At 72.4% G+C, this 18,947-nt stretch carries 20 protein-coding genes and 1 riboswitch; of the genes, 12 read left to right on the plus strand and 8 right to left on the minus strand.

Features of this window, described 5'->3' with window-relative positions:
* The first annotated feature begins 102 nt into the window (after positions 1-102).
* Positions 103-174, plus strand: a riboswitch (cobalamin riboswitch).
* Positions 175-302: 128 nt separating this feature from the next.
* From DI005_RS29030 to DI005_RS38355, 4 genes are all read left to right on the plus strand, one after another.
* Complete coding sequence (locus tag DI005_RS29030) at positions 303-1,370, plus strand: iron ABC transporter permease (RefSeq protein WP_113644258.1); 1,068 nt, start codon at positions 303-305, stop codon at positions 1,368-1,370.
* On the plus strand, positions 1,370-2,155 hold the full coding sequence (locus DI005_RS29035; RefSeq protein ID WP_112269953.1) for an ABC transporter ATP-binding protein: 786 nt from the start codon (positions 1,370-1,372) through the stop codon (positions 2,153-2,155). The genes DI005_RS29030 and DI005_RS29035 overlap by 1 nt, the downstream gene beginning before the upstream one ends.
* On the plus strand, positions 2,155-3,156 hold the full coding sequence (locus DI005_RS29040) for an ABC transporter substrate-binding protein (RefSeq protein WP_113644259.1): 1,002 nt from the start codon (positions 2,155-2,157) through the stop codon (positions 3,154-3,156). Before DI005_RS29035 ends, DI005_RS29040 begins: the two co-directional genes overlap by 1 nt.
* 192 nt (positions 3,157-3,348) lie before the next feature.
* Positions 3,349-3,513, plus strand: coding sequence for a hypothetical protein (locus DI005_RS38355; RefSeq protein WP_158303063.1), 165 nt, complete (start codon positions 3,349-3,351; stop codon positions 3,511-3,513).
* 12 nt (positions 3,514-3,525) lie between these two features.
* Here the strand turns inward: DI005_RS38355 and DI005_RS39540 are convergent, their stop codons facing one another.
* Positions 3,526-4,140 carry a TetR/AcrR family transcriptional regulator gene (locus DI005_RS39540; RefSeq protein WP_304481740.1) on the minus strand — a complete coding sequence of 205 codons (615 nt, stop codon included), beginning with the start codon at positions 4,138-4,140 and terminating at the stop codon, positions 3,526-3,528.
* Positions 4,141-4,169: 29 nt separating this feature from the next.
* Here DI005_RS39540 and DI005_RS29050 point away from each other — a divergent pair, with 29 nt between their 5' ends.
* Positions 4,170-5,081 (plus strand): alpha/beta hydrolase, encoded by a 912-nt coding sequence (locus tag DI005_RS29050; protein WP_112269947.1) that lies wholly within the window; start codon positions 4,170-4,172, stop codon positions 5,079-5,081.
* Positions 5,082-5,185: 104 nt separating this feature from the next.
* On the opposite strand, the gene DI005_RS29055 is transcribed toward DI005_RS29050, so the two are convergent.
* Positions 5,186-5,656, minus strand: a complete 471-nt coding sequence (locus tag DI005_RS29055; RefSeq protein ID WP_113644260.1) for a MarR family winged helix-turn-helix transcriptional regulator — start codon at positions 5,654-5,656, stop codon at positions 5,186-5,188.
* Positions 5,657-5,736: 80 nt separating this feature from the next.
* On the opposite strand from DI005_RS29055, the gene DI005_RS29060 reads away from it, so the two are divergent.
* From DI005_RS29060 to DI005_RS29070, 3 genes are all read left to right on the plus strand, one after another.
* Complete coding sequence (locus tag DI005_RS29060; RefSeq protein WP_113644261.1) at positions 5,737-7,983, plus strand: LLM class flavin-dependent oxidoreductase; 2,247 nt, start codon at positions 5,737-5,739, stop codon at positions 7,981-7,983.
* 11 nt (positions 7,984-7,994) lie between these two features.
* Positions 7,995-8,894, plus strand: coding sequence for an LLM class flavin-dependent oxidoreductase (locus tag DI005_RS29065; protein WP_113644262.1), 900 nt, complete (start codon positions 7,995-7,997; stop codon positions 8,892-8,894).
* 246 nt (positions 8,895-9,140) lie between these two features.
* Complete coding sequence (locus DI005_RS29070; protein ID WP_113644263.1) at positions 9,141-9,608, plus strand: nitroreductase family deazaflavin-dependent oxidoreductase; 468 nt, start codon at positions 9,141-9,143, stop codon at positions 9,606-9,608.
* 50 nt (positions 9,609-9,658) lie between these two features.
* Here the strand turns inward: DI005_RS29070 and helR are convergent, their stop codons facing one another.
* Both helR and DI005_RS29080 read right to left on the minus strand, forming a co-directional pair.
* Positions 9,659-11,866, minus strand: coding sequence for an RNA polymerase recycling motor ATPase HelR (helR, locus tag DI005_RS29075; protein ID WP_199543290.1), 2,208 nt, complete (start codon positions 11,864-11,866; stop codon positions 9,659-9,661).
* Between the two features lie 142 nt (positions 11,867-12,008).
* Positions 12,009-13,106: an alpha/beta fold hydrolase gene (locus tag DI005_RS29080; RefSeq protein ID WP_113644264.1), complete on the minus strand. Its 1,098-nt coding sequence runs from the start codon at positions 13,104-13,106 to the stop codon at positions 12,009-12,011.
* Between the two features lie 97 nt (positions 13,107-13,203).
* Here DI005_RS29080 and DI005_RS29085 point away from each other — a divergent pair, with 97 nt between their 5' ends.
* Both DI005_RS29085 and DI005_RS29090 read left to right on the plus strand, forming a co-directional pair.
* Positions 13,204-14,094: a LysR family transcriptional regulator gene (locus tag DI005_RS29085; protein WP_113644265.1), complete on the plus strand. Its 891-nt coding sequence runs from the start codon at positions 13,204-13,206 to the stop codon at positions 14,092-14,094.
* A 442-nt stretch (positions 14,095-14,536) separates the two neighbouring features.
* Positions 14,537-14,944 carry a VOC family protein gene (locus DI005_RS29090; RefSeq protein WP_113644351.1) on the plus strand — a complete coding sequence of 136 codons (408 nt, stop codon included), beginning with the start codon at positions 14,537-14,539 and terminating at the stop codon, positions 14,942-14,944.
* 136 nt (positions 14,945-15,080) lie between these two features.
* Here the strand turns inward: DI005_RS29090 and DI005_RS29095 are convergent, their stop codons facing one another.
* Both DI005_RS29095 and DI005_RS29100 read right to left on the minus strand, forming a co-directional pair.
* Positions 15,081-15,911, minus strand: coding sequence for an SAM-dependent methyltransferase (locus tag DI005_RS29095; protein ID WP_113644266.1), 831 nt, complete (start codon positions 15,909-15,911; stop codon positions 15,081-15,083).
* Entirely contained in the window at positions 15,908-16,789 is an 882-nt protein-coding gene (locus DI005_RS29100) for a helix-turn-helix transcriptional regulator (RefSeq protein WP_113644267.1), read from the minus strand. Before DI005_RS29100 ends, DI005_RS29095 begins: the two co-directional genes overlap by 4 nt.
* Before the next feature lie 370 nt (positions 16,790-17,159).
* On the opposite strand from DI005_RS29100, the gene DI005_RS29105 reads away from it, so the two are divergent.
* Complete coding sequence (locus DI005_RS29105) at positions 17,160-17,426, plus strand: hypothetical protein (RefSeq protein ID WP_113644268.1); 267 nt, start codon at positions 17,160-17,162, stop codon at positions 17,424-17,426.
* A 77-nt stretch (positions 17,427-17,503) separates the two neighbouring features.
* The gene (locus tag DI005_RS29110) at positions 17,504-18,058 is read left to right on the plus strand and encodes a hypothetical protein (protein WP_113644269.1); all 555 of its coding nucleotides are present in this window, start codon (positions 17,504-17,506) and stop codon (positions 18,056-18,058) included.
* Positions 18,059-18,084: 26 nt separating this feature from the next.
* Here the strand turns inward: DI005_RS29110 and DI005_RS39545 are convergent, their stop codons facing one another.
* Positions 18,085-18,213: a hypothetical protein gene (locus DI005_RS39545; RefSeq protein WP_255565778.1), complete on the minus strand. Its 129-nt coding sequence runs from the start codon at positions 18,211-18,213 to the stop codon at positions 18,085-18,087.
* Positions 18,214-18,236: 23 nt separating this feature from the next.
* Positions 18,237-18,836: a TetR/AcrR family transcriptional regulator gene (locus DI005_RS29115; RefSeq protein ID WP_199543293.1), complete on the minus strand. Its 600-nt coding sequence runs from the start codon at positions 18,834-18,836 to the stop codon at positions 18,237-18,239.
* Positions 18,837-18,947: the final 111 nt, after the last annotated feature.

Consider the following 18,947-nt stretch of genomic DNA (forward strand, 5'->3'; position numbering starts at 1 on the left):
TGGGCACCGGCCCGCGCCGCTGACGTCCACGTCACAGCGGATTGACACCCTCGCCGCCGCTGCCCGACGATCATGGACGACAACCGCATCCGCGCCCGCATGGGGGAAGCCGGTCGAAGTCCGGCGCTGACCCGCAACGGTAGGCCGTCCGAGGGACGGCGAGCCCGAACGCCCGGCGAGCGCGGCGCGCTCTTGGACACCCGTCGAGGTCTGCGGGCCGGAGCCTCGGAACGCGGCCCGCCGTAGCGCGGGCGTGGCGCCGCGGCCTTCGCCGTGGGCCCGCATTCCGGAAGGCGGACGACATGGCCGACGCCGTCGCACGGCAGGCCGCCCCGCACCGCCCCGCACCCGTCCCGCTCGTGGTGGCGCTGGCACTGGGGTTGCTGGGTTCGCTGATCTGCGCGCTGGCCCTCGGTGCCGCCCGTGTGCCGCTGTCCGACGTGCTCGGCCATCTCGGCGCGGGCCTCACGGGCGGCTGGATCGACGCCGCCGACCTGCCGGACTACCAGATCGTGTGGGAGGTGCGGCTGCCCCGCGTGCTGCTGGCCGCGGTGGTCGGCGCGGGGCTCGCCGCGGTGGGCGTCGCGAGCCAGGCTCTCGTGCGCAACGCGCTGGCCGACCCGTTCGTGCTCGGCGTGTCCTCCGGCGCGTCGGTGGGCGCCACCGCGGTGATCGTGCTCGGCGCGTTCGCCGCCCTCGGCGTCTACGCCCTGTCGGTGGCGGCCTTCCTCGGCGCGCTCGGCGCCACCGCGCTGGTCTACCTCGCCGCGCGGTCGCCACAGGACCTCACGCCACTGCGGCTCGTGCTCACCGGCACCGCGCTCGCGTACGGCTTCTCCGCGGTCACGACCGTGCTGGTGTTCCTCGCCCCGCGCGGCGACGCGGCCCGCTCGGCGCTGTTCTGGTTGCTCGGCAGCCTCGGCGGCGTCACGTGGCCCTCGCTGCCGCTGGCCGCGGCAGCCGTTGCCGCCGGCATCGCGTACCTGCTGTCGCAGGCCCGCGCGCTCAACGCGCTGGCGATGGGCGACGAGACCGCGGCCGCGCTGGGCGTCGAGCCGGGGCCGTTGCGGCGCAGGCTGTTCGTGGTCTGCGCGGCCGTCACCGGCTGCCTCGTCGCCGTGAGCGGGGCCGTCGGCTTCGTGGGGCTGATGGTGCCGCACCTGGTGCGCATGGTCACCGGGGCCGACCATCGCAGGCTGCTCGCCGTGGCGCCGCTCGCGGGCGCCGTGCTGCTCGTGTGGGTGGACCTGCTGGCGCGCACGCTCGTCGCCCCGCAGGAGCTGCCGCTCGGCGTGCTCACCGCGGCGCTCGGCGTACCGGTGTTCGTCTGGCTCGTCCGGCGCCGCGGCTACGTGTTCGGGGGCCGCTGATGGACGTCGGCATCGAGGGGCTCACCGTCACCGTCGCGAGTACGCGGCTCGTGTCGGACCTGCGGGTCGCCGTGCCCTCGGGCGCCGTCGTCGGTCTCATCGGCCCCAACGGCAGCGGCAAGTCCACCACGCTGCGCTGCGTGTACCGCGCGCTGCGCCCCTCGGCGGGCCGGGTGCTGGTGAACGGCGACGACGTCTGGCGGCTCACCGCCCGCGACAGCGCGCGGCGGGTGGCCGCGCTGCCCCAGGAACAGCACGCCGAGTTCGACTTCACGGTCGCCGAGGTGGTGGCGATGGGCCGGTCCCCACACCAGGGCAGGCTCGAGGCCGACAGCGACGCCGACCGCGAGATCTGCGCCGCCGCACTACGCCGGGTGGGTGTGCGGCACCTGGCGCGGCGTGGCTTCCTCACGCTCTCCGGCGGGGAACGGCAGCGGGTGCTGATCGCCCGCGCGCTCGCGCAGGAGCCGAGCGTGCTGGTGCTCGACGAGCCGACCAACCACCTCGACATCCGCCACCAGCTGGAGATCCTCGCGCTGGTGCGCGACTCGGGCGTCACCGCGCTGGTCGCCCTGCACGACCTGAACCTGGCCGCGGGCGCGTGTGACGTCCTCTACGTCCTCGACGCCGGCGGCGTGGTGACCAGCGGCAGTCCGCGCGACGTCCTGACGCCGGAGCTGCTCGCCACCGTGTTCGGCGTGCACGCGCACGTGCTCGAACACCCGGTGAGCGGCGCGCCCCAGCTCGTCTTCAGCAGTGCACCCGACCCGGAAGGAACGCCGTGATGCGACGCCCCCTGCCCGTGCTCGCACTCGCCGCCACGCTGCTCGTCTCCGGCTGCGGCGCGCAGGTGCGGGAGGAGCCCGGCTCCGCCGCCGACGGCTATCCCGTCACGGTCACCAACTGCGGCCAGGAGGTGACGTTCGACCGCGCGCCGGAGCGGATCGTGGCCTACGACAGCGGGATCGTGGAGACGCTGTTCGCGCTAGGGCTCGGCGACCGCATCGCCGGTTACGTCCTGCCGCACGAGCGCGACATCGCGTCCTCGCCGTGGCGCGAGGACTTCGAGCGGGTGCCGAACCTCGGCGTCGACACCATCAGCAAGGAGGTGATCCTGCAGGCGGGCGCCGACTTCGTGTACGCGGGCTGGAACTACGGCTTCCGCGAGGACACCGGGCTCACGCCGCGGCACCTCGACGAGCTGGGCGTACCGTCCTATGTGCTCAGTGAATCCTGCCGCAACGGCAACACGGAGCGCTCGCGCGGCATCATGCCTCCGCTGGAGGCGCTCTACACCGACCTGCGCAACCTCGGCCGCGTCTTCGGTGTCTCCGAGCGCGCCGAGCAGCTGGTCACCGAGTACCGCGAGGTGGTGCGGGAGGCCGAGGCGACCGTACCGGAGGACCGGCCGCGCCCCAGGGTCTTCCTCTACGACTCGGGCACCGACCAGCCGTTCACCGGCGGGCGCTACGCCGCCTCCCACGAGGTGATCACGCGCGGTGGCGGAGAGCACGTCATGGCCGACCTCGCCGACAGCTGGACCACGACGCAGTGGGAGACGGTCGTGCAGCGCGACCCCGAGGTGATCGTCATCAACGACTACGCCCCGACGAGCGCGGCGGAGAAGCGGGCTTTCCTGGAGAGCTTCCCGCCGCTGCGGCACGTCTCCGCGGTCGAGCACAAGCGGTTCCTCGTTCTCGACTACGCCGAGCTGGTGCAGGGACCGCGCAATCCCGCCGCCGTGCGCAAGGTCGCGGACTACCTCAACGGCCTGGGTGGCTACTGACCCATGGGACCCGATCAGGTGATCAACGACTAGACTGAGGGCAGCGGCGCCCGGTCGCGGGCGCCCGAGCCGTCGGCCCTCCGGCCGGGGGCGCTCCTGCCGCTGGTGACAGGTTCCTGGCGTTCCTGTCCGCGGCGACCGATCGGCAGCGTGCGAACCGGCTCGGCCGGTTCCCGACGAGCAGGAGGTTGAATGGAGCACACGGACACCGCCGCGCAGTTCCGGCAGATCGCGAACCCCTACCGGGTCCGCGTCGAGCGGGACCGGATCATCCGGGGCACGTCCTCGCAGCCGTGGCCGCCCGCCGTGACGGCGGACGGCTCCACCGAGACGTCCGACGCCGAACAGGCGTCGTAGCGGCACTGGCGCTCAGTCCCGGCCGGGGCTGAGCGCCAGCATCGTGCGGGCCAGGTCGTCGGCCGCCGACTCGGCCCCGAGCAGCACCCGGTGCAGCTGGCCGTCCACGGCGTGCACGAGCAGCGCGGCCGTGTGCTCGGCGTCCGCTCCTCCTCGGCCACACCGGCGCAGCTGGGCCGCCAGCTCCTCGGCGAGCCCGTCGTGCAGTGCCCGCAGGCGCTCCACGCCGTCCGGCGTGCGCGGCGTGTGCTCGTAGAGCACCGCGTGCAGCCGCGGCCGGTTCCGGTGCAGGTCGTCGACCGCCGCCGCGACCATGCTTACGGTCGTCTCCCAGTCCGGGCGCGCGGCTGCCAGCTCCGCCGACAGCGCCGCGAGCCGCTCCCCCGCCTCGTCGAGGTGCCGCTCCGCCAGCGCGTGGAGGAGCGCCCGCTTGTTGGGGAAGTACTGGTACAGCGTGCCGATCGAGACACCGGCGCGTTCGGCGATCCGGTTGGTGGTGGCGGAGATCCCCTCGCGCTCGAAAACCTGAGCAGCCGCCTCCAGCACCACCTCCACGGTCTCGCGGGACCGCTGCTGGCGCGGCCTTTTCCGGGGCGTGTCGATGATGGTCCTAACGCGAGTTGTCACGGGGCTCCGAACCCGCTGGGATCGAGGTCATGCACGAAGCCTACCTCGCCCGACTGCCCGAGGACCTGCGCGCGAACCCGTTGCCGCGCAGGGAGTCCACGTGGTGGCGGTGGCGCGATGCCGACATCCACCTCGAGCGCGTGGGCGATCCCGCGGCGCCGGTCCGGGTGCTCCTCCTGCACGGCGCGGGCGGGCACGCGGCCGCCCTGTGGCCCTATGCCGCCTACGCCGCGTCGCACGGCCTGCACGTCGTGGTGCCCGACCTGCCCGGGTACGGGCGCACGCGCGTTCCGCGCCGCGCGGCCGTGCGCTACCCCGACTGGGTGGCGCTCGTCTGCGACCTCTTGCGTGCCGAGCGGAGGAGCCACGCCGGGCGGCTCGTCGTCGTGGGGGCGAGCATGGGCGGGCTGCTGGCCTACGACGCGGCGACGCGCACCGGTGTCGCCGACCGCGTGCTGGCGACCTGCCTGTTCGACCCGAGGGATCCGTTGGCCCGCAGGCACATCTCGCGGTTCGCGTGGCTCGGCGCCGCGGCCCGTCCGGCGCTGCGCGTGCTCGCCGGGCCGCTCGCGTCGCTACGGGTACCCCTGCGCTGGGTCACCAACATGGGCGCGATCAGCAACGACCCGGGATTGACCGGGCTGGTGCTGGGCGACCGGCTCGGCGGCGGGAACAGGGTGCCGCTGGGCTTCCTGCGCAGCTTCCTCGATTCGGCGCCCGGCGTGGAGCCGGAACAAGCGACGGGTCCCCGCTTCGTGCTCGCCCATCCCGGCGAGGACCGGTGGACCCCCACCGAGGTCAGCCTGCGCTTCTTCGACCGGCTCGCCGCGCCGAAGGAGCTGGTGCTGCTGGAGGGCGCCGGGCACTACCCGGTGGAGGCCCCCGGCGCGCACCGCCTGGCGGAGCTGATCGTCGCTCTCGGCGAGCCGAGCCCGGCCTGAACGCGAGCTCTTCCGGGGATTTCACGTCAGCCCGCGGACCGTCGCACGGCGCCTGGGCAAGATCGTCGGCGAGCCGGTGCGCGGTCCGGCGGCGGCCCGAATCGTCATGACCCGTGCGGCTCGTGCCGGGGCAGCCCCTTGAGCACCGCGTCCGCGATGTCGCCGAGCGCGTCGAGCTGCTCCTCGGTGAGCGCGTCGACGACGTGCCTGCGCACCGCTCGCTTGTAGTGTGCCGTCGCCTCCTCGGCCAGCTCGCGGCCGAGGTCGGTGATCTGGACGACGGTGCCGCGGCTGTCCTCTGCGCAGTCGAACCGCGTGACGAGCCCGCGCTGCTCCATGCGCCGCAACTGGTGGGACAGCCGGCTCTTCTCCCATCCGAGGCCGCAGCGCAGGGCGAGCGCCCGCACGGGCTCGCCGGGGGTGTCGAGCAGCGCGGTGAGGATCTCGTAGTCCGGCTCCGACAGACCCGAGCAAGCGGCGAGCTCGCGGTTGAGCTGACCGGCCAGTCGCACCCGCATCGCCTGATAGCGCGCCCACACGTCCGCCTGGCGCGCGGAGAGCCCGGAGGTAGCCATGTGCCCAGCGTAACCCAACAGGTTGATGCGTCAACTTAACCCGGCTAATATGGTTGACGCATCAACCTAAGGAGCGCGAGATGCACTACGGTCATGCACTGACCTTCGGCACGTTCCTCACCCCGACGGCCACCGAGCCCGCACGGGTGGTGTCACTCGCCACGCGCAGCGAGGAGCTGGGTTTCGACCTCGTCAGTATTCAGGACCACCCGTACCAGCCGGCTCACCTCGACGCCTGGACGCTCCTGACCTGGCTCGCCGGCCGCACCCGCCGCGTGACGCTCGCCCCCAACGTGCTCAACCTGCCGCTGCGCGACCCCGCCGTCCTGGCCGGTGCCGCGTCGAGCCTGGACCGGCTGTCCGGTGGCCGCCTCGCGCTCGCGCTGGGGGCGGGCGCGTTCTGGAAGGCGATCGGCGCGATGGGCGGGCGCACGCTCTCCCCCGGCGAGTCGGTCACCGCCCTCAGCGAGGCCATCGACATCATCCGGGCGAGCTGGGACGTCGGCGACGAGCGCCCGATCCGGCTGAACGGTGAGCACTACCGCGTCGACGGCGCCGCGCGCGGACCCGAACCCGCCCACGACGTCCCGCTCTGGCTCGGCGCGTACAAACCGCGCATGCTGCGCCTGCTCGGCGCGAAGGGTGACGGCTGGGTGGTGACGCACCAGCTGCTGCGACCGGGACAGCTCGCCGAGGGCAACAAGCTCATCGACGAGGCCGCCGTGGCGGCGGGCCGGGACCCGAGGGAGATCCGGCGCCTGCTGAACGTTTCCGGCGACTTCCTCGGCGGGCCCGGCGAGGCGTGGGTCGACGCGCTGCTGCCGCTCGGCGTGGAGGACGGCGTGGGCACGTTCATCCTGGCGACCGACGACACGGCGACCCTCGAGCGGTTCGCGGGCGAGGTCGCCCCGGCGCTGCGGGAGGCCGTCGACCGGGAGCTGCCCGGCACTTCCCTGCCGCCGCTCCGCCGGGCTGCGGTCCGGGCAAGGCGACGCGAAGGCATCGCGTACGACGACGTCCCCGCCGCGCTGGCTGACGCCGCGATCGAGCCGGGCGACGTCGGCTACGCCGGGGTGAGGTCGACCTACCTGCGGGGCGGCGCGCCAGGGCTGGTGCTGCGGCCAGGCACCGAGGAGGAGGTCGCCGAGGCGCTGGCCTTCGCACGGGCGCACCCGCGGCTGCCGCTGTCATTGCGCAGCGGCGGGCACGGCATCAGCGGGCGCTCGACCAACGACGGTGGGATCGTCATCGACATGTCCCGGCTGAACTCGATCGAGGTGGTCGACCCCGCCCGCCGCCGTGTCCACATCGGCCCCGGCGCGCGGTGGGCGGACGTGGCCGCGGCGCTCGCGCCCCACGGGCTGGCGCTGACCTCCGGTGACTACGGCGGCGTGGGGGTCGGCGGCCTCGCCACCGCGGGCGGGCTCGGGTTCCTCGCCCGCGAGCACGGGCTGACGATCGACCATCTGCGCGCGGTGCGGATGGTGCTCGCCGACGGCTCCGTGGTCCGCGCGAGCGACGACGAGAACCCAGAGCTGTTCTGGGCCGTTCGCGGCGCGGGCGCGAACTTCGGCGTCGTCACCTCGTTCGAGTTCGAAGCCGACGAGGTCGGTGACGTCGGGTGGGCGCGGCTCGTGTTCGACGCGAGCGACACGGCCGGGCTGCTGCACCGCTGGGGCGCCACGCAGGAGGCCGCGCCGAGGGACGTGACGAGCTTCCTGCTCGTCGGCCCGCCCCGGCGTGGCAGGCCGCCGGTGGCGCACCTGATGGCGATGGTCGACTCCGCCGACCCGGAGACCGTTCTCGACCGGTTGCGGCCCTTCGCGGAGATCGGTCCCCTCCACGACCAGTCGGTGGTGCTGACGTCCTACGCGTCCGTCATGGCGAACGCGAGCCCCGAGGCGCACAACGGCCACGGCGAACCGGTCACGAGGTCCGCGTTCGCCGAGCACATCACACCCGAGTTCGCGGCCGACGCCGAGCGACTCCTCCGCAGCGGCGCCGTGTACTTCTTCCAGATCCGGGCAGTCGGGGGCGCGGTGGCCGACGTGCCCCCGGACGCGACCGCGTACGCCCACCGGTCGGCCAACTTCTCCGTCACCACCTTCGGCGTGGACCGTCGGCGGGTCGACGCCGAATGGGACCGGCTGGCCGGGCACCTCGACGGGTTGTACCTCAGCTTCGAGACCGATCCCCGGCCGGAGCGGCTCGCCGACGCCTTCCCGCCCGCGACGCTGCGGCGGCTGCGCGAACTCAAGGCCACCTACGACCCGGGCAACGTCTTCCGCGACAACTTCAACGTCACCCCCGAACGCCGATCCCACTGAGGAGTGAACCCATGCCCGACTACGGACACGACCTGCTGTTCGGTACCTTCGTCACGCCCTCGGCCTCGCCCGCCCACCACGCGGTGGACCTCGCGGTGGCCGCCGACCGGGCAGGCCTGGACCTCGTGACCTTCCAGGACCATCCCTACCAGCCACGCTTCCACGACACGTGGACGCTAATGTCCTATGTGGCCTCCCGCACCGAGCGGATCCGGCTGAGCGGCAACGTGCTCAGCCTCCCGCTGCGGCAGCCCGCCGTGCTGGCCCGCAGTGCCGCGAGCCTCGATGTGCTCAGCGGCGGGCGGGTCGAGCTCGGGCTCGGCGCGGGCGCGTTCTGGGACGCCATCGACGCGATGGGCGGCCGCAGGCTCTCCCCCGCGCAGGCGGTGGTCGCCCTCGAGGAGGCGATCGCCATCATGCGGCAGATCTGGGCGGCCGACCAGCCGGGCGGCGTGCACGTGAAGGGCGACTACTACGCCGCCGACGGAGCGAAGCGGGGCCCGGCCCCGGCGCACGACATCGGCGTCTGGATCGGCGCCTACAAACCCAAGATGCTGGCGCTGACGGGAAAGACCGCCGACGGGTGGCTGCCCTCGCTGCCCTATCTGCCGGGCGGCCCGGCCGTCCTCGGCGACCTGAACGAGCGGATCGACGAGGCGGCGGCCTCGGCCGGACGCTCGCCTTCGGACATTCGGCGGCTGCTCAACATCAACGGGCGGTTCGGGGACACCAGCACCTCGCTGCTCAACGGCCCGCCGGACCAGTGGGCCGAAGAGCTGGCCGGGCTGACGCTGGAGCACGGCATCACCGGCTTCGTGCTCGCCACCGACGACGAATACACCACCGAGCTGTTCGCGGCCGAGGTCGCCCCAGCCACCAGGGAACTGGTCGCGGCCGAACGACGAGGGTGATCGCCTGCTGATGCTGGACCGGGCGGGCGTGCCGGCGAGGCGGACCGTCCGACGGCGCGCCACTGCCGCTCCGCACGCCGAGCGCGACGAGCGGTAACGTTCCGGGCCGAACGGTACCGGGGGCTCGCCGAGTACCAGCGCGGGATCGGCCGGTCGTCCCGGTGATCGCGCTCGTTCCGGTGACCTCCGGCTGACCGATCAGGAATCGAGAAGCGCCGACCGGGCGGCCGTTCCTACCGTGAGCGCATGACCTCGAGCCAGCAGACAGGCAATCAGAAGAAGCGCGGTCCGCTCACCAGGGCGTCGCACTGGTTCCAGCGGCGGATGAACGTCAGGACCAACGAGAAGATCCGCAGGAAGGCCGGCAAGGTCATGGGCATGGACATGCTCATCCTGCACACGGTGGGCCGTCACAGCGGGCAGCCGCGGGAGTCGCCGCTGACCTGGTTCGCCGACGGCGACGACGCGCGCCTGATCGTGGCCTCGGGAGGCGGCAGCAGGCACCCCGACTGGTACTTCAACCTGATGGCACACCCCGACAAGGCGGCGATCGAGTTCCACGGCCAGTCCGCCGTCCCGGCGACGCCGCACGTGCTCGAGGGCGCCGAGCGGGAGAAGGCGTGGCAGCGCATCACCGAGGCCCAGCCGCGCTGCGCCAAGTACCAGAAGAAGTCCGAGCGGCGCTACCCCGTCATCCGGCTGACGCCGCGGTGACCGCGGACGCCGTGTGGCCGGCCCCGCCCGAGGCCGGCCACACGCGCCCGCTACGCCGATCCGACCGGCGCCCCGGTTTCGGCGAGCCCGCTCAGCACCCGTGGCAGCGGGTCCTGGTGCAACACGCCGAGGCGCTGGGTCGCTCGGGTGAGCGCGACGTAGAGCTCGGCCGCGCCACGCGAGCCGTCGGCGAGGATCCGTTCCGGCTCCACGACCAGGACGGCGTCGAACTCCAGGCCCTTCGTCTCCGCCGGTGTCACCGCGCCGGGCACGTCCGGCGGTCCGATCACGACACTGGTGCCCTCGCGGCCGGCCTCGTCCCGGACGAACTCCTCGATGACGAGGGGCAGCTCCTCGCCGGTGACTTGCTTCGACCACGGCTGAATCCCGCACGCCCGCACCGAGTCCGGCGGCCGCGCCTCCGGCGCGAACTCGGCGAGCAGCGCGCCGGCGACGGCCATGATCTCCGCCGGGGTGCGGTAGTTCACCGTCAGCGACCGGTGGACCCAGCGGCCGGGCACGTACCGCTCCAGCATCGCCCCCCACGACGTCGCCCCGGCCTCCGACCGGCGCTGCGCCAGGTCCCCTACCACGGTGAACGACCGGTTCGGACAGCGCCTCATCAGCACGCGCCAGTCCATCTCGGACAGTTCCTGCGCCTCGTCGACCACCACGTGCCGGTAGGTCCAGTCGCGGTCGGCGGCGGCGCGCTCGACGAGCTCACGGGTATCGGCCTCCACGAACCGCTCGGCCAGATCCTCGGCGTAGAGCAGGTTCTCGGCGACCAGCTGGATGTCCTCGTCCTGCTCCTCCCGGTCCAGTTTCATCAGGTCCATCACCCCGGCGGCGTACTCGGCCTCGGCCCTGCGCTTGCGCTCCTCAGCCCGTTCGGCCGCCCGATCGGCCTCCTTGTCCCGGCCCAGCAGATCCGCCAGCTCGTCGAGCAACGGCACGTCCGGCACCGTCCACGCCGCACCGTCGGCACGCCACAACGCCGGGTCGGCGCCCGCCGCCCGCAGCCGCTCGGGCGAGGAGTACAGCCCCGCCAGCAGTGTCTCCGGTGTCAGGATCGGCCACAGGTCGTCGATCGCGGCGGCGAACGCCTCGTTCTCCGCGAGCTCGTCGAGCAGGTTCCCGCGAAGCTCCTCCCATTCCGCTCGGTCGTCGCGGGTCAGCCAACCCTTGCCGATCCGTCCGATCGCCCGCTCCGTGAGCACGTACGTGATGATCTCGGTGAACACCGACCGTGCCTCGTTGTGCGGCAGGCCGCTCGTGCGCGCCTCCTCCCTCGCCCACTCCGCGGTCGCGGCGTCGATCCGCACCGTGACGTCCTTCAGCTGGATCGGCACCGGCCCCTCCGGCAGCCGCTGCCGGTCGGCGATCGCCGCCGCGAGCACGTCGAGCATCGCCAGCGACCCCTTGAGCCGAGTGGCCTGCGGCGTGTCCTCGGCCGTGACGCGAAGGCCGGGCACGAGGTCGCCGGTGGTCAGGAAGACCACATCGGACTCCCCCAGCGACGGCAGCACGCGGCTGATGTGGTCGAGGAAAGCCGGGTTGGGCCCGACAACGAGCACGCCGTGACGCTCCATCCGCTCCCGCTGGGTGTAGAGCAGGTACGCGACACGGTGCAGCGCCACGACGGTCTTCCCGGTGCCAGGGCCGCCCTCGATCACCAGCACGCCGGGGTGGTCGAGCCGGATGATCTCGTCCTGCTCGGCCTGGATCGTGGCCACGATGTCGCGCATCCCGTCACCGCGCGGTGCGTTGACGGCCGCGAGCAAGGCCGCGTCTCCCCTGGCGTCGCCCTCCGCGTCGCCCGGACGGCCGAGCACCTCGTCGGTGAAGCCGACGACGTGCCGCCCCCTGGTGTGGAACTGGCGGCGCCGCCGCATGTTCTCCGGGTTGGCGCCGGTCGCCGTGTAGAGCGGGCGCGAGGCCGGCGCCCGCCAGTCGAGCAGCACCGGTTCGTACGAGTTCTCCTCGTCGAAAAGCCCGATCCGGCCGATGTATGAACGCGCGCCCGAATCGCTGTCCAGCCGCCCGAAACACAGTCCGTTGTCCACGGCTTCCAGCCGTCTCACCCGTTTCGCCAGCGACCGCACCTCCACGTCCCGTTCCATCGGTGTCGCGCCGTTTCCCCGCAACGCCGCCTCGTACTCCCCCTTCACCCGCGCGCGCTCGGCGTCGAGCCGCGCGTACAACCCGGCCACGTAGTCCCGTTCGGATCGCAGTTCCTCGTCGTACCCCTGTGTTGACACATGCCCCTCGCTGTGACTAAACTGGCGTTAGGTTCGGCGGGGTTTTCCTTTGTTTTCCGGAAAGCACGCCGATTTTTTATTGTCCCCTTCGTGTCAAGTCCTCTCGCGATTCACGAAAGAGAAGACGCCAGTCGGCGAGGGATCACGGCGTCGCGAGGAAGTCCCGCACCTCCGCCAGGAACTGCCCACGACCGCGTTCGGCGCGATCGAGGTGCGCGTAGTGCGTCGCGCCCGCCAGCTCGACCGACCGCACCGACCGCGCGTGCACCAGGTGCTCGGCCAGCAGGTCGGCATCGCCCGGCCTGCTCCAGAAGTCGTACTCGCTGCGCAGGATCAGGGTCCGCGCGGTGACCAGGCTGGCGTCCCACAGCTGCCGGCCGGTCGCGAGGTAGAAGCTGTCCTCCATCGCCCCGGACGGGGCGCGGAAGCTCGCCGGCTGCCGGGAACCGCTGGTGGGGTCCGAGGCCAGCGCGCCCCGAACGTAGGCGTCGACGACGGCGGGATCGCGCCACACCGACTTGTCCTCGACCGGAATGCCGCTGTCCCACGATGGAAGCAGGCTCGCAGCGGTGCTCAGCCGGTAGGCCCCGTATCGGGCCGCGTTGAACCGGCCGGGGTGGTCGGGGTCCTCGTTGTCGGTGCCCCTGCCCAGAGTCGGGTGCCCGTCGAGCGGTCCGTAGAGGGCGTTGTAGAGCACGAGGTGGCTGACGCGGTGGGGATGGGCGGCGGCGTACTGGCCGAGCCAGTGTCCGCCGGTGGCCCAGCCGAGCAACGCGACCTGGCCGCTGCCTGCGCGACGCGTGATCGCCTCCACGACGGCGGTCACGTCGCGCACCACGGCCGCGGAGCGGACGGCGGGCGGGCTCGACTCCGGCGGCCGCTGCAGCTCGGCGGGCCGGGTGGAGGCGCCGTAGCCGCGGGCGTCCATCACGTAGACCCGGTGTCCCGCCCTGGCCAGGTCGGCTGCGAGTGAACCGCCGGGGACGGGCAGGTCGAAGCTCGCCACACCGGGCACGCGCGCGCCGTGCAGGAGCAGCACCGGGGGCTTGGGCCGCGCCGGTCGCCCGGCAGGCCGGACTTCCCGGACGGCGATCCGCACGCCGGGATCGCTCGTGACCCGGAACTCCGCGCGGACCAGCTCGCGCCCGGCCTCGGTCGGCGGTGCGGGGGCGACCAGGGTCGCGGCGGCCGCCGCGATCGCCGCAGCGGTGCTGGACAGGATGGTGAACACGTTGCGCATGCCTCGATCCTGGGACCGACCGGCGCCTCTCGATACGTGATATAGCTGCGCGAGGGGCCATCGATATCCCGGCCGTATCGATCGAGGGAGGACGCCGGTGGAGCTGCGGCACCTGCGCTACTTCGCTGCCGTGGCGGAGGAACTGCATTTCGGCCGGGCCGCCGAGCGGCTCGGCATCCGGCAGCCTCCGCTGAGCCAGCAGATCAAGGCGCTCGAGGACGACCTCGGGGTCGCGCTGTTCGACCGCAGCAGCCGCAGGGTGCGGCTCACCGCCGCGGGGCAGACGCTGTACCCGGCCGCGCGCGACATCCTCGCCTCGGTGCAGGCGGCGCGGCGCACGACGCGGAGGGCAGGCCGGGGCGAGTCGGGCGAGCTGTCGCTCGGGTTCGTCGGCTCGGCCACGAACGTCCTGCTGCCCGAGGCACTGCGTGCCTTCCGGCGGGACTACCCGGACGTCACGCTGCACCTTCGGGAGCTGACCACGATGCAGCAGGCGCACGCCCTGCGCGAAGGCGCGCTGGACGTGGGTCTGCTGCGCCCGCCGCTGCCCGCCGATGCGGCTGCCGGGCTGACCGTCGACCCGGTCGGCGCGGAACGGCTGATGGCGGCGCTGCCCGTCGACCACCCGCTCGCCGCCGAGCGGGTGGTCGACGCCGGACGGCTCGCCGCCGAACCGTTCGTGCTCTTTCCGCGCGAGCTCGGACCCGGCCTGCACGACCGGATCCTCGGCTACTGCGCCGAGGCCGGTTTCGCGCCCGCCATCGCGCAGGAGGCGGTGCAGATGCAGACCATCGTCGCGCTCGTCGCGAGCGGGCTGGGGGTATCGGTCGTGCCCTCGTCGGTGGCGCGCACCCGCAGGCAGGGAGCGGTTTTCCGGCCGCTACGCCCCTCGGCCCGGGTCGTGCACCTCGCGGTGGCCAGACGGCGGAACGAGGAGAACCCGGTGGCGCGCAACTTCGTCACCGCCGTGAGGCGCGCGGCCTCATGAGGCAACGCCGATGCCGATCGCCTGCCCCGCTCCGACAACCGGCACGAGGCAACCGGCCGTCTCCCGGCCCTGGCCACCGAGCTCATCGAGGTCGCGCTACAGCCGGGCGTTCCCGGTGTCGGTTCCGGCGTCGCGGGGCATTGGACACCGTGTCCCCACGGCCGACCGGAACCACCCACACGCGGTGCGTCGTGCGCCGGTCTAGAAACGCGTGCGGACCGGCGAGTCCAGCCAGGCAAGCAACCGCCTCCACAAGTTTCCCGCTCCCATGGAGATCCTGCTGAACCGAGTCATCTCGCGGCGCCCCTTCCTGTGCATGTCCGGCACGGCGCGGTCGTTGTCACCGTGGCGCCCGGTTGATCGTCGGCAGGCGCCTCGGTGTTTCACCCTGGGGCAAAGGAATCCCAGCCGCCCGGCTGTGCGCACTGGCAAGGTCGGGTCCATGCCCGTCACCTCCGGAATCAACCACGTCACCACGTTCACCACGGACCTCGACCGCATGGCCCGCTTCTACTCGGACATGTTCGGCGCGGAGATCGTGTTCGAACGGCAAGCGACCGACGGTCACCCGCGCACGGCGATCGTCGAGCTCGGTGGGACCCGGTATGTGAAGTTCGTCGAGGACCCGGCCTACCGGGCGCCGCACACCACCACGGCGATCGAGCGGTTCGGGCTCGCGGTCGGCTCCCTCGCGATTCTGCGGGAACTCCGGGAACGCATGGCGGCGGCGGGTGCGGCGATCGGTGAGATCGAGCGGCTCCCCACGCAATGGGTGCTTCCGTTCACCGACCCGGACGGCACGCCGCTGCAGGTGTCCGCGCACGCCCGTCCCGGCGACCCCGCCGCGTGACCGCGCGGCCAGTGCGGGGCGCTTGGCTGCTGCTCCGGCGCGACCGCGGTGGCCGGGTCGCCCCCCCCGCCGACGGCGCGGGAGGCTGTGGTCTGGACTCGGCGGGCGGACGGCGCCTCGACCGGGGCGGCGGTGCTCAGACGAGGCGGCCGACGCCGGCGAGGCCGAGCTGGCGGGCTTCGTCGTCGGGGTCGGGGGTGTAGCCGGAGTCGGTGGGGCGCCAGTCGGGTATGTGGACGATGCCGGGGTGGAGGATCTCGGCGTCGGTGAAGATGGCTGCGATCTGGTCCTTGTTGCGCATCCAGGTGCGTTCGGTGCGCTGGTCGTAGTCCTTCTTGGCGAGGTTCTGCTGCGCGGCCACGCGAGCGGTCTGCGCGGTGGTGCCGTGGGAGATGACCAGGTAGCTGCCAGGGCACACCGCGCGGCGGTACCGCTCGATCATGGGAAGCTCCTCGTCGGAGATGAAGTGCAGGACGGCGAACATCAGCAGCCCGACCGGCTTGTCGAAGTCGATGAGGCCCCGCAGGTCCGGATCGGCGAGCACGTGCTCGGGCTGGCGTATGTCGGCGTGGATCGAGGTGGCGTGCGGGTTGTCGGCCAGGATCTCGCGGCCGAGGTCCACGGCGCCACGCTCGTAGTCGATGTAGACCACCCGTGTCTCTGGCGCGATGGCCTGGGCGACCTCGTGCACGTTGTCCTCGGTGGGCAGGCCGGAGCCGAAGTCGATGAACTGGCGGATCCCGTACTCGCCGGTCAGCAGGTGCACCACGCGCTGCAGGAACTCCCGGTTGTAGCGCATCAGCACGGGCACCAGTGGTAGTGCGCGCACCATGCGGTTGCCGGCGGCCTCGTCGACCGGGTAGTAGTGCGAGCCGCCGAGGATGTAGTCGTAGACGCGGGCCGGGCTGGGCTTGCTGGGGTCGGATTCCCGTGGGCCGTAGACGGGCTGCTCGCCGGACAGGGTCATCGTTGCTCCTTGAACTCGTGAAGAAACCGCAGAGAGTCGGCGGGGCGCAGGGCGGCGCGCACGGCGGAGGACCAGAGTCGCTCGCAGGCCTCGATGCGGCTGATCGGGATCGGGTCATCGCCGATGCGGCCCCAGGCAAAGGTGAGGTCGTCGAGGCTCTGAACTGGGTGGGGCAGGCGCAGGAGCGTGAGAGCGTCCTGTACTCCGGGGGTGGCGCCGAACGTCGAGACCTGAACGGTGATGTTCGGCTGACCGGCGAGCGCGGTGAGATGGTCGAGTTGCTCCTCCAGCACCGTTGGAGGACCGGGCGGACGCCGGTAGAAGCAGGATTCGCTGAGCACGGCGTAGATCTCGGGTGGGTCTTGGCGGCACAGCACGCGGTCGTGGCGGGACAGGATCGCGTCGGTCTTCGCCCGCCGCAGCCGCGCCGGCTGGCCGGCGAGGGCCGCGTAGGCGTAGGACTCGCAGGCCAGCAGGTCGGGAATCATCTCGCTGCCGAGCAGCCGGATACTTGCGGCGTCCTCCTCCAGGTCGACGTAGCGCCGGCTGCTGTCGGTGTCGTACGCCGCCCGCGGTCCGCCCCACCGGTCGCGCTTGGCGTAGCGGGGCCTGAGCGTGCACGCCAGCTCGATGACGGTGTCCTCGGCGCCGTAGGCGCGCAGTAGCGCGATCAGGTCGGCCTCGCGCATGCCGCCGTCACCGCGTTCCAGCCGGGCGATCTTGTTCTGCCCCACTCCGCTGCTCATGCCAGGGCGCACGGTCCGTGCGGCGTCCAGCTGCGTGAGCCCGGCGCGGGCACGCAGGTGATGGCACAACGCGGCCAACTGGAGGCGGCGGCCGGTCGGCGTGCGCGCCACGGCGGCGTCGAAAGCGGTCATCGCGGTTCCCAAGGGCCAGGGCAAGCCTGAATCCTGGCCGTGTCGGCACGGGTACGGCAAGTGCGTCGCTCAAATGGCCCCCTTGAAAAGGCTATATAGCCGACTATCGTAAACCATTGAGAGCACATATGGTTTCATCTAATGAAACGCAGCAGGGCGGGGAGGAATGGCATGAGCGTGACACTTGTCGTCGATGACGTTGGCTGGGCTGCCGACCTGCGCCCGGAGAGGGCGCCATCACGCTTCGGTGTTGTGGCTGGGGCCTGCGGGTGCTGCTGTCCGTCCGGTGTGGACCTGCGCCGCGCGATCAGGGCCGGAGTCGACTCGCTGTTCTCGCGCCGACGTCCGCAACGGGGACGGAGGCCGAGCTGTGGTTGTGCATGACACCGCGGTGACGGCCGCGCTGCGCGGGGTGTGCCGCGACGCCCACGAGGCCGTGGAGCAGATGACGACCGGTGAGGGCCTCTCGGTGACTCAGGAGCACCGCCTGGCGGCACGGTTGATCGAGGTCGGCGACCTGCTCGACGAACACGCCGACCAGCGCGCAGCCGGCGCCGGAATTCCGGGGTCCAAGATCGCGGCCGAGGACGGTGCCCCGAGCGGCCACCGAGGCCGGGCGGAGGAGGCTGTCGAGTGAGTCGCAAACGGCGACCGAAGGGTTCGGGATCACGGCCCCAGCGCAGGGTTCCCACGGGTGTTCCAGGACTTGACTGGGTGACGCCGGCTGCCCAGACCATCTTCACCGGCGAGCGGCGTGACGGCACGACCTTCGCCGTCGACCAGTGGCAGCTGGCCTCGGCGGTCACCCTGCTGGCGCTGCGGGCCGGACGCGGGGTGCTGTCCCTGACGGCCAGCGGGTGGGCACTGGCCCGAGAAGACGTCGAGCGCGGGTATCGATGGCAGCTGTCGATGCAGCGCCCGTCGCAGAACACGCTCACCCTGCACCTGCACGACACGCGGCAGACCACACCACACCGCGTCCAGCTGATCGACATCACCGGGAGCCCCGACGGGGGTCTGCGAGCTCACCACAGGACGCTGACCGCGGCGAAACCCGGGCTCAGCGGCGACACCGAGACCGACACCCACCTGGCGATCATGCTCACCATGCTGCGGGAGAACGGCGGCACCCTCTCCGCCCACCCCGACGAACTCGCAGCCACCGCCGAGCTGATCCAAAGTGGACACCACTGGCGGGTGGTGGAGCTGCCCTTCAGCGGCAAGGCCAAGACCTTCCAGCTCGAAGAACCTGAAGAACCTCCTGGGTGACCTGCCGCGAGCCGGCCCCAAGCCGACTACGAGGAGTTCTGTTCGCGATCGCAGGCCTCCGCGATGTCCTGCGTTTCCCAGGAGACCATGAGCTCGCCGGCGCGCGCGGCCGCCGCGAGGTCGGGCAGCTTCGCGATGGCGAGGTGCGTCCTCACCGCGGTAGACGACGCCGGGGAGATCACCGTGGCCGCTCCGCCGCGCGGTAGCGCAGCCCGTCGACGAGCAGCGCGACCATGCGCCGCGCCTGGTCGGGCCGGTCGGCGTCGGTGGCATAACACAGACCGGACACCGCCTGGAGCAGCTCCATGGCGTCCAGGTCGGCGGGGATCGCCCCGGCCGCGGCCGCGGATTCGAGCAACGCCGCCAGTGCGGGCCGGAACCGCCTCTCGAAATAGGCGGGCAGAGCGTCGAAGGCCGGGTCACCCGAGTGCAGGGCCGCGGCGAGCCCGCGCTTGGTCGCGACGAAGTCGACGCACCGGTACAGCCACCGCTCCAGCGCCTCGGCGGGCTCACACTCGGCCGCGAGGACGGGCGCCTCGTCGGCGCAGGCGTCGACCTCGTGCCGGAACACTGCCGTGACCAGGTCGGACCTGCGAGGGAAGTGGCGGTACAGCGTGCCGAGGCCGACCCCGGCCTTCGCCGCGATCTCGCGCACCGGGGCGTCCACTCCCGAGGTGGCGAACACCGCCTTCGCCGCCGCGACCAGCGCGTCGACGTTGCGTCGCGCATCGGCGCGCAGCGGCCTCGAGGGCGCCTCCTCGCTGCTGTCCTGGCCCACGCCACTCCTCAGCCACACCCGTCCGACCTGCCGTTCGCTCGATGATAGGCCACCCGAACGCGCAGGTTACGGCGCGGACGGCGGAGATCGGTTGATAAGCGGAACGGCGCT

It is taken from the genome of Prauserella sp. PE36 (assembly GCF_003311655.1).
In the GTDB taxonomy this organism is placed as follows: Bacteria; Actinomycetota; Actinomycetes; order Mycobacteriales; family Pseudonocardiaceae; genus Prauserella_A; species Prauserella_A endophytica.